General features: G+C 69.7%; 12 protein-coding genes. 7 read left to right on the plus strand and 5 right to left on the minus strand.

From position 1 onward, the window contains the following. Window positions 1-25: 25 nt before the first annotated feature. From pgl to pgi, 3 genes are all read right to left on the minus strand, one after another. Complete coding sequence (gene pgl, locus BUQ68_RS08830; RefSeq protein ID WP_175577770.1) at window positions 26-718, minus strand: 6-phosphogluconolactonase; 693 nt, start codon at window positions 716-718, stop codon at window positions 26-28. A gap of 58 nt (window positions 719-776) precedes the next feature. Continuing rightward, the gene (zwf, locus tag BUQ68_RS08835) at window positions 777-2,255 is read right to left on the minus strand and encodes a glucose-6-phosphate dehydrogenase (RefSeq protein WP_075215823.1); all 1,479 of its coding nucleotides are present in this window, start codon (window positions 2,253-2,255) and stop codon (window positions 777-779) included. Between the two features lie 160 nt (window positions 2,256-2,415). Next, complete coding sequence (gene pgi, locus BUQ68_RS08840) at window positions 2,416-4,059, minus strand: glucose-6-phosphate isomerase (protein ID WP_075215598.1); 1,644 nt, start codon at window positions 4,057-4,059, stop codon at window positions 2,416-2,418. Window positions 4,060-4,314: 255 nt separating this feature from the next. Between pgi and BUQ68_RS08845 the strand changes: the two genes are divergently transcribed. Genes BUQ68_RS08845 through BUQ68_RS08855 form a run of 3 tightly spaced genes read left to right on the plus strand, consistent with a single transcriptional unit; the run spans window position 4,315 to window position 7,173 of the window. Then, window positions 4,315-5,121 (plus strand): UDP-2,3-diacylglucosamine diphosphatase, encoded by an 807-nt coding sequence (locus tag BUQ68_RS08845; protein WP_075215599.1) that lies wholly within the window; start codon window positions 4,315-4,317, stop codon window positions 5,119-5,121. Further along, window positions 5,118-6,158 carry a glycosyltransferase family 4 protein gene (locus BUQ68_RS08850; RefSeq protein WP_075215600.1) on the plus strand — a complete coding sequence of 347 codons (1,041 nt, stop codon included), beginning with the start codon at window positions 5,118-5,120 and terminating at the stop codon, window positions 6,156-6,158. The genes BUQ68_RS08845 and BUQ68_RS08850 overlap by 4 nt, the downstream gene beginning before the upstream one ends. 40 nt (window positions 6,159-6,198) lie before the next feature. Next, window positions 6,199-7,173, plus strand: a complete 975-nt coding sequence (locus tag BUQ68_RS08855) for a threonine ammonia-lyase (protein ID WP_075215601.1) — start codon at window positions 6,199-6,201, stop codon at window positions 7,171-7,173. Between the two features lie 303 nt (window positions 7,174-7,476). On the opposite strand, the gene BUQ68_RS08860 is transcribed toward BUQ68_RS08855, so the two are convergent. Next, window positions 7,477-8,703: a protein phosphatase CheZ gene (locus BUQ68_RS08860; protein WP_075215602.1), complete on the minus strand. Its 1,227-nt coding sequence runs from the start codon at window positions 8,701-8,703 to the stop codon at window positions 7,477-7,479. Between the two features lie 237 nt (window positions 8,704-8,940). Beyond that, window positions 8,941-9,924, minus strand: a complete 984-nt coding sequence (gene dgcA / locus BUQ68_RS08865; RefSeq protein ID WP_075215603.1) for an N-acetyl-D-Glu racemase DgcA — start codon at window positions 9,922-9,924, stop codon at window positions 8,941-8,943. A 163-nt stretch (window positions 9,925-10,087) separates the two neighbouring features. Here dgcA and BUQ68_RS08870 point away from each other — a divergent pair, with 163 nt between their 5' ends. Genes BUQ68_RS08870 through BUQ68_RS08885 form a run of 4 tightly spaced genes read left to right on the plus strand, consistent with a single transcriptional unit; the run spans window position 10,088 to window position 14,522 of the window. Then, complete coding sequence (locus BUQ68_RS08870) at window positions 10,088-11,269, plus strand: ABC transporter permease (protein ID WP_075215604.1); 1,182 nt, start codon at window positions 10,088-10,090, stop codon at window positions 11,267-11,269. Between the two features lie 5 nt (window positions 11,270-11,274). Beyond that, window positions 11,275-12,114 carry an ABC transporter ATP-binding protein gene (locus BUQ68_RS08875; protein WP_083656418.1) on the plus strand — a complete coding sequence of 280 codons (840 nt, stop codon included), beginning with the start codon at window positions 11,275-11,277 and terminating at the stop codon, window positions 12,112-12,114. A 12-nt stretch (window positions 12,115-12,126) separates the two neighbouring features. Further along, complete coding sequence (locus tag BUQ68_RS08880; protein ID WP_075215605.1) at window positions 12,127-13,788, plus strand: MlaD family protein; 1,662 nt, start codon at window positions 12,127-12,129, stop codon at window positions 13,786-13,788. Window positions 13,789-13,799: 11 nt separating this feature from the next. Then, window positions 13,800-14,522 (plus strand): ABC-type transport auxiliary lipoprotein family protein, encoded by a 723-nt coding sequence (locus tag BUQ68_RS08885; protein WP_139315182.1) that lies wholly within the window; start codon window positions 13,800-13,802, stop codon window positions 14,520-14,522. Window positions 14,523-14,741: the final 219 nt, after the last annotated feature.

The raw sequence follows: 14,741 nt of genomic DNA on the forward strand, positions 1-14,741 counted from the left end.
CGTCAACACGAACCGATCAAGCCTCTCACCCGCACCAGAACACCACCGGCGGCCGCTCGGCCGTCAGCACCGCGCGAACCGGCATCTCCATTGGATCGCCGCTGGCAAGCGCCTGCTCCAGAACCGTTTTCTTCCCCGCCCCCTCGATATGGAGGGCCAAGCGGTCGGCGCCGAGGAGCATCGGCAGGGTGAGGGTAATTCTAGGCTCGCCGGCGCCCGGCGCCCGGATCGCCGCCACCGCCGCGCCGCCGATCGGGTCGATGGCGTCGGCGAGGCGGTCGCCGCCGGGAAAGAAGGAGGCCGTGTGCCCGTCGTCGCCCATGCCGAGGACCACCGCGGCGAACGGCAGCGGCATGTCGGCGAGCGTCCGCGCGACGAGGCCGAGGCTCTCGTCCGGCGTCGCCGTCTCCCGGTAGAGCGGCACGAAGGAGGCGAGGGCGGCCTTGTGGCTGATCAGGTGCCGGCGCACCAGCGCCCCGTTGGACCGGTCGGAGGTCTCCGGCACCCAGCGCTCGTCCACCAAGGTCACCCGAACCTTGGCCCAGTCTAGGTCGATATCTGACAGCGCCTCGAAGAAGCGCGTCGGCGTCCGCCCGCCGGAGACCGCGATGGCGGCCCGGCCGTCCCGGGCGAGCCGCGCGGCGATGCCCTCCGCCACGAAGGCGGCGAGGCCGGCGGCGAGGGCGTCGGGGCTGTCGAAGGTGCGTTGGTCGAGCATGGGCATCCGCATCCGCTTGGAAGAGGCGGTCCGGGCGCAGGCCCGGACGCCGTGAGCCTCAGGCGGCGTCCTCGTGCCAGGTGCGGCCGTCGCGCTCGATGAGCGCGATAGCGGCGGACGGGCCCCAGGTGCCGGACGTGTAGGCCTTCGGCGGATCCCGGCTCTCGTCCCACGCCTGGCGGATCGGATCCACCCATTTCCACGCCTGCTCCACCTCGTCGCGCCGCATGAACAACGTGGCGTTGCCCCGGATCACGTCGAGCAGCAGGCGCTCGTAAGCGTCCGGGCTGCGCACGTTGAAGGCGCTGGCGAAGCTCATGTCGAGCGGCACGCGGGTGAGGCGCATGCCGCCGGGGCCGGGATCCTTGATCATCAGCTGCAGTTTCACGCCCTCGTCCGGCTGCAGGCGGATGACGAGTTCGTTGGCCGCCAGACTGCCGGCGCCTTCGTCGAAGATGGAGTGCGGCACAGGCTTGAAGCGCACCACGATCTCCGACTGGCGCGCGGCGAGCCGCTTGCCGGTGCGCAGATAGAAGGGCACGCCGGCCCAGCGCCAGTTCTCCACCTCGGCCTTGATGGCGACGAAGGTCTCGGTGCGGCTTTCCTTGTTGGTGATCTCGTCGATATAGCCCGGCACCGCCCCGGTTGTGGAGGCGCCGGCCCGGTACTGGCCGCGCACGGTGCAGGCCTCGGCGGCCGCACCCGTCAGCGGCTTCAGCGACTTGAGCACCTTCAGCTTCTCCCCGCGCACCGCGTCCGCGTCGAGCGAAGTCGGCGCCTCCATGGCGACAAGGCAGAGGAGCTGCAGGATGTGGTTCTGCACCATGTCGCGCATGGCGCCGGAGGTGTCGTAATAGTCACCGCGGCCTTCCACGCCGATCGACTCGGCCACGGTGATCTGCACGTGGTCGATGTGGGCGCTGTTCCAGAGCGGCTCGAACAGGGCGTTGCCGAAGCGCAGCGCCATCAGGTTCTGCACCGTCTCCTTCCCGAGATAGTGGTCGATCCGGTAGATCTGCTCTTCCTTGAAGATCCGCCCGACCGAATCATTGGTGGCGCGGGCCGACTTCAGGTCCTTGCCGAGCGGCTTCTCCACGACGACGCGCGTCTTGTCGGTGATCAGCCCGTGGCGGCCGATGTGCTCGCAGATCGGGCCGAAGAGGTCCGGGCCGGTGGCGAGATAGAAGGCCCGCACCCGGTCCTCGCCCTCCTTCAGGAGCGCTGCGAGGTTGGCCCAGCCCTCTTCGGAGGTGGCGTCGGCGGCCACATAATGGATGCGCGACAGGAAGGTCTCGAGCACCCGCGGCAGGATCTCGTCGGGTCGGAGATACTTCTCCAGCGCCGCCTTCACGTCGGCCCGGTAGGCCTCGTGGCTGCTCTCCCGGCGCGACACGCCGATGATGCGAGCGACCTCCGGCAGCTGGCCGTCCAGCTCCCGGTGGTAGAGGGCCGGCAGCAGCTTGCGGCGAGCAAGGTCGCCGGTGCCCCCGAAGACCACATAGTCGAACGGATCGACGACGATGATGCGACTGGTCATGCTGCGCCGGAGCTCCATCTGTCACCCACTCTCGCTGGCCCTGGTCTGATCGGTGCTGCCCCGGCCCGGCACGAAACGGCGGGCGAAGGCAGCGCAACGCTACTTTCGTCTATCCCATTTTTTTGGCGTCCGAAACTGATCCGTCGCGTCGGATCACGTTTCAGCCGTCGCGCAGAGCCTTGTAGGCGCCGACCAGGCCGCGGGTGGAGGCGTCCTGGTCCGCCGCCGGTTCGGCCTCGTCCTTCAACACGGGCAGAAGCCGGGTCGCCAGTTCCTTGCCGAGTTCCACGCCCCACTGGTCGTAGGAGTTGATGCCCCAGATGGTGCCCTGGACGAAGACCTTGTGCTCGTAGAGGGCGATCAGCCGGCCGAGCGTGTGGGGGTCTAGCGTCCGGTAGAGGAGGGTGTTGGTCGGCCGGTTGCCCGGGAACACCTTGTGCGGAGCGAGCGCCGCGATCTCCGCCTCCGACTTGCCCGCCTTGCGAAGCTCGGCCGCGGCCTCCTCCAGCGTCTTGCCGCGCATCAGCGCTTCGGTCTGGGCGAGGGCGTTGGAGAGGAGCTTCGGATGGTGGTCGGAAAGCTGCTCGTGCGGCACAGCGGCGACGAGGAAGTCCGCCGGGATCACGTCGGTGCCCTGGTGGATCAGCTGATAGAAGGCGTGCTGGCCGTTGGTGCCGGGCTCGCCCCAGACGATCGGGCCCGTCGCCCGCGTCACCGGCGCGCCGTCGAGGGCGACGCCCTTGCCGTTCGATTCCATGTCGAGTTGCTGCAGGTAGGCGGCAAAGCGCGCCAGCCGCTGGTCGTAGGGCAGCACCGCGTGGGTGGAGAAGTCCCAGACGTTGCGGTACCAGACGCCGAGGAGCGCCATCAGCACCGGGATGTTCCGCTCCAGCGGGGCCTCGACGAAGTGCCGGTCCACCGCGTGGGCGCCGTCGAGGAAGGCCTCGAAGTTCTTCATGCCGACGGCGATGGCCACCGGCAGGCCGATCGCCGACCAGACCGAATAGCGTCCGCCGACCCAGTCCCAGAAGCCGAAGGCGCGCTCCACGTCGATACCGAAGGCCGCCACCTTGTCGAGCGCCGTGGAGACCGCGCAGAAATGCGCCCCGACCGCCGCCTCGCCGAGCGCGCCCGCCACCCAGGCCCGGGCCGTGGCGGCGTTGGTCATGGTCTCGGAAGTAGTGAAGGTCTTGGACGCGATGACGAAGAGGGTGGTCTTCGGGTCGAGCGTCTTCAGCGTGTCCGCGATATGGGCGCCGTCCACGTTCGACACATAGTGGAGCCGCGGCCCGCCGTCCGCATAAGGCGTCAGCGCCAGCGTCACCATGGCCGGACCGAGGTCGGAGCCGCCGATTCCGATGTTCACCACGTCGGTGAAGCGGGCGCCGCTGCTGGAGTCGATGGAGCCGTCCCGCACCCCGTCCGCAAAGGCGCCCATGCGGGCGAGCACCGCGGCCACGTCCGGCATCACGTCCTTGCCGTCCACCAGGACGGGCGTGCCGGCGCGGTTGCGGAGCGCCACATGCAGCACCGCCCGCTTCTCGGTCGTGTTGACGACGGCGCCGGCGAACATGGCGTCCCTGCGCGCCTCCACGCCCGCCGCCTGGGCGAGGTCGACGAGCAGGCCCATGGTCTCGTCGGTGACGCGATTCTTGGAATAGTCGAACAGGAGATCGTCGAGGCGCGCCTGAAAGCGATCGAATCGGCCCGGGTCCTCGGAAAAGAGGGTCCGCATCGGACGGTCCGCGAGCGCGGTCCTGTGGGCTTGCAGGCGCATGAACGCCTCGTCGAGGGCACTCGTCATGAAGGGTGGTCTCCAGGGTCGGCTTGTCCCGTGCGCGCGGATCATATGAGTCCAAAGGTTTAGGCGCTAGCCCTCGGGGCGCCGGGCAGGTCGGACGCCGATGCGCACGCAAGTCTCCGGGGCAAAGATCACATCCAAGATGTTTAACCATTGCCGCCAGATCGGGGCGTCACAAAAGTGAGACGGGAGTCGGACTAAATCGCCGCCAGTTGCATCAGAAAGGCGAGCGGCACCTGTCCGATCGAACCAGCCAAGATGTCCGCGACCGAAACGCCCCGGCATTTCCGAACCCTCTTCTTGTCGGACATCCATCTCGGCACCCGTGGATGTCAGGCGGAACTGCTGCTTGATTTCATGCGCCTGCACGACGCCGAGACCATCTATCTGGTCGGCGACATCATCGACGGCTGGCGCCTGAAGCGCATGTGGTACTGGAGCCAGGCGCACAACGACGTCATCCAGAAGCTGCTGCGCAAGGGCCGCAAGGGCGCGCGCATCATCTACCTGCCGGGCAACCACGACGAGTTCCTGCGCGGCTATCTCGGCACCCACTTCGGCGGCGTCGAGGTGGTGGACTCGGTGGTGCACGAGGCGGCGGACGGCCGGCGCTTCCTCATCATCCACGGCGACCAGTTCGACGTGGTGGTCCGGCACGCCAAGTGGCTCGCCTTCTTCGGCGACTGGGCCTACATGACCGCCCTCAACCTCAACACGGTGCTGAACAAGATCCGCCGCTGGCTGGGCTTTCCCTACTGGTCGCTATCGGCCTGGGCGAAGCTGAAGGTGAAAAACGCGGTTAACTTCATCGGCGCCTTCGAGCAGGCATTGACCGGCGAGGCCAAGCGCCAGGGCGCCGACGGCGTGATCTGCGGCCACATCCACCACGCCGCCATGCACGAGCGGTTCGGCCTCACCTACATCAACACCGGCGACTGGGTGGAGAGCTGCACGGCCGTCGCCGAGCACCACGACGGGCGCTTCGAGATCATCACCTGGCATCACCTCGGCCACCAGCGACCGGCGCTCTTGCCGGCTCCCGTGAACGCACAGGCGGCTGAATGACCCGCATCACCATCGTGACCGACGCCTGGCATCCGCAGGTGAACGGCGTCGTCCGGTCGATCGAGCGCACCAACGAGGAGCTCCTGAAGATGGGAGCCTCCGTCGAGATGGTGACCCCGCAAGGGTTCCGCACCATCCCGATGCCGACCTATCCGGAGATCCGCCTCGCCATGGCGACCTACCGGACGGTGTCCAAGGTCATCGAGCGCAGCCAGCCGAGCTACGTGCACATCGCCACCGAAGGGCCGCTCGGGGTGAAGGCGCGCAAGTGGTGCATGCGCCACAACATGCCCTACACCACGAGCTACCACACCCGCTTTCCCGAATACGTCTCCGCCCGCATCCCGGTGCCGGAGCGCTGGCTCTATGCCCTCGTCCGCCGCTTCCACAACGCCGGCGCCGGCTGCATGGTGGCGACCGACACGCTCGCCAAGGAGCTGAGCGCCCGCGGCTTCAAGAACCTGATGCGCTGGTCGCGCGGCATCGACCAGGACCTCTTCCGCCCGCGGCCCTTCACCGAGTCCGTGCTCGACCTGCCGCGGCCGATTTTCATGAACGTCGGCCGCGTCTCGGTGGAGAAGAACATCGAGGCCTTCCTGGAACTCGACCTTCCCGGCAGCAAGGTGGTGGTCGGCGACGGGCCGCAGCGCGAAAGCCTCGCCAAGCGCTTCCCCGCCGTCACCTTCACCGGCGCCAAGTTTGGCCAGGAGCTCGCCCGCCACTACGCGTCGGCCGACGTCTTCGTCTTCCCGAGCCGGACGGACACCTTCGGCAACGTCATCCTGGAAGCGCTCGCCTGCGGCGTGCCGGTGGCCGCCTATCCGGTGATGGGACCGCTCGACATCATCGGCGGGTCCGCCGCCGGCGCGCTCGACGAGGACCTGCGCACCGCCTGCCTCAAGGCGCTCGGCGTCTCGCGGGAGGCCGCGCGCGAGCACGCCATGCGGTACTCCTGGGCGAGCAGCGCGCGCCAGTTCCTCACCAACGTGCAGATCGCCAACGGCGAGCGGCTGGCGGAAAAGTCCGCCGCGGAGTAGACCGGGTCGGATCCGATCCGTCGTCCGGGAGCGCCCGCCCATGCGTTTCGACCTGCCGCCCACCGTCGAGGACATCCGCGCCGCCGCAGGGCGCATCCGCGGCCAAGCGGTCCGCACGCCGCTCCTGCCGGTCCGCCTGCCCGACGACAGCCTCGCCTATGTGAAGGCGGAAGTCCTGCAGCGCACCGGCTCGTTCAAGTTCCGCGGCGCCTTCAACCGCCTGTCGTTGATCCCGAAGGCGGCGCGGCCGGCCGGGGTGGTGGCCTGCTCGTCCGGCAACCACGCCCAGGGCGTCGCCGAGGCGGCCCGCCTGCTCGGCATGCCGGCCACCATCGTGATGCCGTCCGACGCCCCGGCCGTGAAGGTCGCCCGCACGCGCCAGATGGGCGCCGCGGTGGTGCTCTACGACCGCCTGACGGAAGACCGCGAGGCCATCGCCGCCGCCATCGCGGCGGAGACGGGCGCCACCTTCGTGCATCCCTACAACGACGCGGGCGTGATCGCCGGCCAGGGCACCGTCGGACTGGAGATTGCCGAAGACCTTGAGGCCTTGGGTCTTGCCGCCGACGCCGTGGTCGTCTGCGTCTCCGGCGGCGGCCTGATCGCCGGCGTGGCGGCGGCGCTGGAAACGCTCTCCCCTGCCACCCGGGTGCACGCGGCCGAGCCGGTCGGCTTCGACGACTACGGCCGCTCGATCCTTGCCGGCGAGCGGGTGACGAACGAACGCGTCTCCGGCTCCATCTGCGACGCCCTGATGGCGTCGTCCCCGGGCTCGATCGGCTGGGAGATCGGCCGGCGCCGGGTGACCTCCGGCGTCACCGTCAGCGACGCCGAAGCGCTCGCCGCCGTGGCCTTCGCGGCCCGCCACCTGCGGCTCGTGGTCGAACCCGGCGGCGCCGTCGCCCTCGCCACCCTCCTCACCGGCCGCGTCGAGACCGCCGACCGCACGGTGGTGGCCGTCCTCTCCGGCGGCAACGTGGACGACGCCATGCTGACGAAGGCGCTGGCGGGGTAGGGGGTCATACCAAGCTCGTTAAGTTCCGACCTGTCGGGACTTAACGAGCGCAGGCAAGCCCGACCGGGCGCAGGCCGGCAGGCCGTAACGCTCATGAAGGTCGGACGAGTCCGACCTTCATGAGCCTGGTATCAGTTGTGAAAGGCAGGCCGTGTGCGGGCGCTGCTCGTCCAACGTGCCGCGTCCTTCTCAACCCGTCATCCCGGCGTTCGCCGGGATGACGGTCTCATTCGGAGTGGAAATGAACTCGGCCCACGGGTGCCATCACCCGACCGGCCGGCCGCTGTCACCCTCTGACAACGCTCACGAGAACAGAGCCTGGCGCTCCGAACGGGACAGGCGGGCGAGGGGATCCTCGGCGGCGGGCTTGTCGCGGCCGACCACTTCGGACACGCCCTTCAGCGTGCCGATCGCCTCCTCCATCGCCTCGGCGGCGCGGGCGAGCACCGCGTCCTCGGCACCGCCGTCGACCGAGTCCGCCCCGACGTCCAAAGCCCCCGCTTCGTCCGCCGAAGCCTCCGCCTCAAGCGTGACTTCCGCCTCGACGCCCTCGCCATCCGCTGTCAACGCCTCGTCCGCGTCATCGACGGCGGCCACCAGGGCATCCGCCGCGGAACCGTCATCCGCCTCCGTCACATCGTCCGGCCCGGCGAACGCCTCCGCGGCCATCGCCTCGGCGGCATCGTCGTCTTCCGCCACGATGGCGTCGAACGCCATGTTGTCCGCCGCGTCATCCGCGTGCCCGGCGGTCGGTAGGTCGTCGAGATCGCCGAGCGCGTCGAACGGGTCCACCGCGCCGGTCCCGAACATGTCGTCCACCAGCGACTGGGCGACGCCCTCGCCCTCCATCTGCGGGCCGTTCAAAAGGTGCGCGTCCGGCCGGGTGTCGAACGGGTTGGCGGGCGTCTCCACGGCGGCCTGTAGGGTCTCCTCGCCCATGCCCCAGATCTCGATCATGGCGTCGATGCGGCTCTCCAGGTAGCGCAGCACGTGCACCACCTTCTGGGTCCGCTGGCCGGTGAGGTCCTGGAAGGAGCAGGCCATGTAGATGGTGGTGGTCAGCGACTCCACCTCGTCGCAGATCGCCTCGTCCACCCCCGCCTCGCGCATCACGAAGGCGTATTCCTGGATCTTCTCCGCCGCGCCGAGAATCTCCGACGTCGCCGTCTCGGTCTGGCTGACGATGGCGTCGAGCTCGTTGGAGGCCTTCTCGAAGCGGCTGCTGCCGGCCGGCGGATCCTGCTTGATCTGGGCGATCTCGAGCTTGGTGCGCTCGATCGCGTCCTTCATCTCGCCGATGTCCAGGCGGATGCGGTCGATGTCCGGCCGGCGCTCGCGCTTCAGCACGCGCTCCAGGCTTCCGATGGCGGCCAGCACCTGGGCGGTGTCGGCGGCCCGGTGGCGCCGCGCATACTCGGCCAGGAACCAGCGGCCCTTCTCCGTCTCCATGACGGCAGCCTCGATGGCCTCGTAGTCGGCCTGGAGCGACGGCGCGGGTACGGACGATTCAGGCAGAGACGGTGCGGTCATGATGTCCCCGATGCCGGCATGCCAATCCTGCCGGCACGATCTCTGGAAGGAAGCCAGGGGGGCCGAACCGGTCGACTCACTGGCAGTTTCACCGATCTTTTCGGTGATTCCCTATTTTCAGTTTAACGTTGGGCGAGGCTGGATCAATTGCCGCTCCCGCATCCGCCGCCGATGGTCCGTCAGCGTTGCCGAAAGGATGCGGGCGACGGCCGATTCCGGCCCCTTCCGCCGCCGTGCTCAGCCCCACAGCGCCGGATCCGGCGGGAACACCGTGGAGCCGTCGTAGCGCAGCCCCGGCGACCGGTCCCGCGCCAGCAGCAGCGGTCCGTCGAGGTCCACAAAGCGGGCCGTCTGGGCGAGGATCAGGGCGGGCGCCATGGCGAGCGAGGTCGCGACCATGCAGCCCGCCATGATGGCGAGCCCCGCGTCGTCGGCGGCCTTGGCCATCCGCATGGCCTCGGTCAGCCCGCCGGCCTTGTCGAGCTTGATGTTCACCGCTTCGTAGAGCGCCGCAAGGCGCGGAATGTCGGCGGCGGTATGGGCGCTCTCGTCGGCGCAGACCGGCACCGGGTGGGGGAGGTCGGCAAGCACGCCGTCCGCGTCCGCCGGGAAGGGCTGCTCGACCAAGTCGACGCGGGCCTCCAGACAGGCCTCCATCATGGCGCCCCAACCGTCGACGGACCAACCCTCGTTGGCGTCGACGATGATGCGGCTCTCCGGCGCGCCGGCCCGGACGGCCCGCAGCCGCTCCACGTCGCCGGCCCCTCCGAGCTTGATCTTCAGAAGCGGACGGTCCCGTGCCGCCTCCGCCGCCGCCCGCATGGCCTCCGGCGTGCCGAGCGACAGGGTGTAGGCGGTGACGAGCGGCTCCAGCCCGCCCATGCCGAAGACGGCGGCGGCCGTCGTGCCGCCCGCCTTCGCCTCCAGGTCGACGAGCGCGCAGTCGAGGGCGTTCCGCGCGGCGCCGGCCGCCATGGCGGCGCGAAGATCCTCGCGCGAACCGCCGGCCTCGACCAGCGTCCGGACGGTCTCGATCGCGGCCGCCACCGTCTCCGGCGTCTCCCCGTAGCGAGGGTAGGGCACGCACTCGCCGCGGCCCGCGTGCGGCCCCTCGGCGATCGTCGCCACCACCACCACCGCCTCGGTCTTCGACCCCCTGGCGATGGTGAAGGAGCCGGCGATCGGCCACCGCTCGACGGCGATGGAAAGTTGACGATGCATGTGCAGCCTTTCCGCCACGGGCGCACGGGAAAAGGGTTCCAGCCGCCAGCCTCAAAAGAGATTGAACGGCTTGCCGTCGACAGGCCATCCCGTCAAGGGATAGGACGGTTGGAGAGCAGCCGCGAGATCGGGGGATCGTGCGCCGCTTGCGTGTTGGAGTGCCATGGCGGACAGGACCACGCCGGCGGCCGTTGCGCCGGGACCAGGGGGCGAAGCATCCGACCAGCCGATCGACGTGACCGCCGATCGGGCCGGTGCGCGCGTGCGCCTTTCCGGCGACTGGACCATCGAAAACGCCGGCGACCTGGAAGACCGGCTCAACCCCGACACCCTGGCCGCCACCGCAACCACGATCGTCATCGACGGCACCGCCATCGACCGGTTCGACACCGCCGGCGCCTGGCTGGTGGAGCGCACCCGCCGCACGCTCGACGGGCGCGGCCTCAATGTCTCGCTTACCGGCTTCTCTCCGGGCCAGACCACGCTGATTGCCGCCGTCGACAAGATCGGCCGCACCGAACTGCCCGAGGTGCGGCCGGTTTCCCCGGTCGTCCGTTTCCTCACCCTCGTGGGGCGCGGCGCCGCGGAGGTGATCGGCGACGCGAACGCGCTCGCCGCCATGCTGGGCGAGTTCCTGGTGGCGCTCGGCGGCACGCTCGCCTGGCGGCGGCGCATGCGCTGGCCGGCCTTCGTCAACCACATCGACCGGGCCGGCTTCCAGGCGGTGCCCATCATCGCCCTGATGAGTTTCCTCATCGGCATGATCATCGCCCAGCAGGGCGGCTTCTACTTCCGCTCGTTCGGCGCCGAGCTCTTCGTCGTGGACCTCGTCGGCGTGCTCGTCTGCCGCGAGATCGGCGTCCTCCTTACCGCCATCATGGTGGCCGGCCGGTCCGGATCCGCCTTCACGGCCGAGATCGGCTCCATGAAGATGCGCGAGGAGATCGACGCTCTCACGGTGCTCGGCGTCTCGCCGGTGGACGTGCTCGTGGTGCCCCGGCTCCTCGCCCTCGTCATCGCCCTGCCGATCCTCGCCCTCGTCTCCGATCTTGCCGCGCTTGCCGGCGCCTGGGTGGTGGCGGTCTTCTACATCGGCGTGCCGACCGACACCTTCCTGATCCGTCTGAAGGAGGCGCTCACCGTCACCACCGTCGTGGTCGGCCTCGTCAAGGCGCCCTTCATGGCGCTCATCATCGGCCTCGTCGCCTGCGTGGAAGGCATGAAGGTGAAGGGTTCGGCCGAATCGCTCGGCGAGCACACCACCGCCTCGGTGGTGAAGGCCATCTTCATGGTGGTGGTGATGGACGGCGTCTTCGCCATGCTGTTCGCGTCCTTGGGGATCTGACCGCCATGGCCGGACCCTTCCCCGACGCCCTCCACCCCAGCGCCCCGGACACGGCCGGCGACGGCGCCGGCCACGCCCGCACCGACCGGGAGGTCATCATCCGCGGCCGCGGCCTGACGGTCGGCTTCGGCGACAAGCTCATCCTGGAGGACCTCGACATCGACGTCTTCCGCGGCGAAGTGCTCGGCGTCGTGGGCGGCTCCGGCACCGGCAAGTCGGTGCTGATGCGCACCATCATCGGCCTCAACGCCAAGCGCGCCGGCACCGTGGAGGTGTTCGGCCGCGACCTCGACGAGGCGAGCCCGGCGGAGCGCAACCGCATCGGCCGCCGCTGGGGCGTGCTCTTCCAGCAGGGCGCCCTCTTCTCCTCCCTCACCGTGGCGCAGAACGTGGCAGTGCCGATCCGCGAGCATCTGCGCCTGCCGGCGGCGCTGACGGACGAACTGGCGCGCCTGAAGATCGAGCTGGTCGGCCTGCCGGCGGACGCTGCCGACAAGTATCCGGCCGAGCTCTCCGGCGGCATGATCAAGCGCGCCTCGCTCGCCCGCGCGCTCGCCCTCGACCCGGACATCGTCTTCCTCGACGAACCGACGGCGGGCCTCGACCCGATAGGCGCGGCTGACTTCGACTCGCTGATCGCCAACCTCTCCGACACCCTCGGGCTGACCGTCTTCATGGTCACCCACGACCTCGACAGCCTTATCGGCATCACCGATCGCATCGCCGTCCTTGGCAACAAGCGCGTGCTGGTGGACGGCACGTTCAAGGAGCTGAAGACGGTCGATCATCCGTGGGTCGACGCATACTTCAACGGCGAGCGCGCCGAGCGCCTCAAGATCGATTAGGCTACAGAATTCATGGAATCTCGGGCGAACTACGCGGCGATCGGCCTTTTCGTCCTCGTCATGCTGATGACGGGGCTGGGCTTCCTCTATTGGCTGACCAACGCCGGCGAGCGCGCCCGGCAGGTGGACGTGCGCATCGTCTTCAACGGCGCCGTGACCGGCCTCAACACCGGGTCCGCCGTGCTCTTCAACGGCATCAAGATCGGCGAGGTCTCCAACCTCGCCCTCGACGAGCGCGACCCGAACACGGTGGTGGCCATCATCAGCGTCGACCGCACGACGCCCATCCGCACCGACACGCGGGCGACGCTCTCCTACCAGGGCCTCACCGGCGTCGCCAACCTGCAGCTGGAGGGTGGCTCGCGCAACGCGCCGCTCCTCGTCGACTCGGTCGGCGAGGAGAACGGCATCCCCACCATCCAGGCGCAGGTCTCCCCCTTCCAGGACATCCTGGAGAGCGCCCGCAACGTGCTCACCAAGGCCGACAGCGCCATGACGGCCATCGACGAGTTCGTCACGGAAAACCGCCCGGCCGTCAGCCGCACCGTCGCAAACGTGGAGACCTTCAGCCGCGCGCTCTCCGACAACGCCGGCGCCGTCTCCGGCGCGCTGGAGGCTGTCGGCGAGGCGGCCGCCGCGGTCGGGGACATATCCGGCGATCTCCGCGGCTCCGCCGCCCGGCTTGAGGATCTCCTCACCGCCATCTCGCCGGACGACGTGCGGCGCGCCGTCGGCGAACTGGTCACCTCCGCGGAGCGGCTGAACACCGTGCTCGCCCGCGCCGAGACGGTGGCGAACGGCATCGACCCGGCGACCGTCAACGCCGCCATCACCAACGTCTCGGAGGCCGCCGCCAGCCTCAATGCCACCATCCAGCGCGCCGGTGCCGTCGTGGAGGCGATCGATCCGGCCGAGGTGGACCGGCTGATGGCCAGCCTCTCTACCGCCGGCGACGACATTTCCGCCGCCGCCCGCCGCGCCGACGGCCTCCTCGCCGCGGTCGACCCGTCCCGCATCGGCCAGATCGTCACGTCGGTGGACGTGGTGTCCCAGAATCTGGCGGACGTGTCGGCGACCATCGGCAACGTGGTCACGTCGGTGCGCGAAACCTTCGACCAGGCCGGCACGCTGATCGGCGCCGTCGATCCGGAGAAGGTCCGCTCCACGGTGGACGATGTGTCGTCTTTCGCCGGCCAGCTCCAGGCCTACGGGCCGCAGGTGGACGGCATCCTCACCGACGTGAAGTCGGCCTCCGAGAGCCTGCGCCGGCTCGGCGCCACCATCGACGAGCGCAACGGCGACGTGAACCGCACCATCACCGAGGCGCGCAACCTCGTCCAGCAGCTGAACGGGATCGCGTCCCGCGCCGACGGCGTCCTCCAGAAGATCGACGGCTATGTGGAAGGCGACGGCGAGGGGCTGATCCAGGAGGCGACCGCGACGCTGCAGTCGATCCGGGCCGTGGCCGACACGCTCGCCGCCGAGGTGGGGCCGATCACCAGCAACGTGGCTCGCTTCTCCGACCGGGGCCTCTCCAGCTTCACCCAGCTTGCCGAGGACGGACGGCGCGCCCTGTCGCGCCTCGACCGGGTGCTGTCGGGCGTGGAGCGGAACCCGCAGCAATTCATTTTCGGCGGCGAAGGCGTGCCGGAGTACCAGCCGCGCCGGCGGTGAGGAGGTTCAGCGTGCATCGATCGGGACGGGGGCAGGGCGCCACAGGCGCCGAGCAGGGCGCCACCACGGGTGCCAAGCGGGGCGCCATGGGCGGCGAACAGAGCGCCACAGGCGCGGATCTGAAGGCGCGGGCCGGACGGGCGGCGCGGAGTGTGGCGGCGTTCGCGGCGGCGCTCGGCATGTCGGCGTGCGCCTCGCTCGGCGGCGGCGGTCCGGCGCCGGACATCTACGACCTCACCGCGCCGTCGGCCTTCGAGGCGGTAGGCGGCGCGCGCACCCAGGCGCAGCTGCTCGTGCCGGTGCCGACCGCCATCAGCGCGCTCGCCACCTCGCGCGTGGTGGTGCGGCCGAGCGCGGCGCAGATCGCCTATTTCCCGGCCACCACCTGGAGCGACGAACTGCCTGCGCTCGTGCAGGTCAAGCTGATCCGGGCCTTCGAGAACGCCGGCAAGGCGCGGGCGGTTGGCCGGCCGGGCGAGAGTCTGGCCATCGATTTCCAGGTGATCGTCGACATCCGCGCCTTCGAGCTCGACCTTGCGTCCGGCCGCACCGCCTACGTGGCGCTCGGGGTGAAACTCCTCGACGATCGCAGCGGCACCGTCCGCGCCTCCCGCGTGTTCGAGGCCCGCGTGCCCGCGGCGAGCGACAGCCCCGCCGACGCGATCGCCGCCCTCGACGCCGCCGCCTCGCAGGCCTTCACCGCGATCGTCGCCTGGACGGCATCGACGCTCTGAGGCCCTCTCGAGCCGGTTGAACCATCCGGTCGCCGGAAAAAGTGCTCCAGCCGTCTTGGATGCGGAGCGACCAAGCGACGACCTGTCGAGCCCTTCATGTCGGAAAGCGCCCCAGGCGCAACCCCCGACACGACTGCGGCGGTTCGGACCTACCGACCACGGACAGTAAAAAGGGCGCCCGGAGGGGCGCCCTTTCTGGTTTCGTCGGCGCTGCCGGCG

Source organism: Mongoliimonas terrestris (assembly GCF_001927285.1).
Lineage (GTDB): Bacteria > Pseudomonadota > Alphaproteobacteria > Rhizobiales > Pleomorphomonadaceae > Chthonobacter > Chthonobacter terrestris.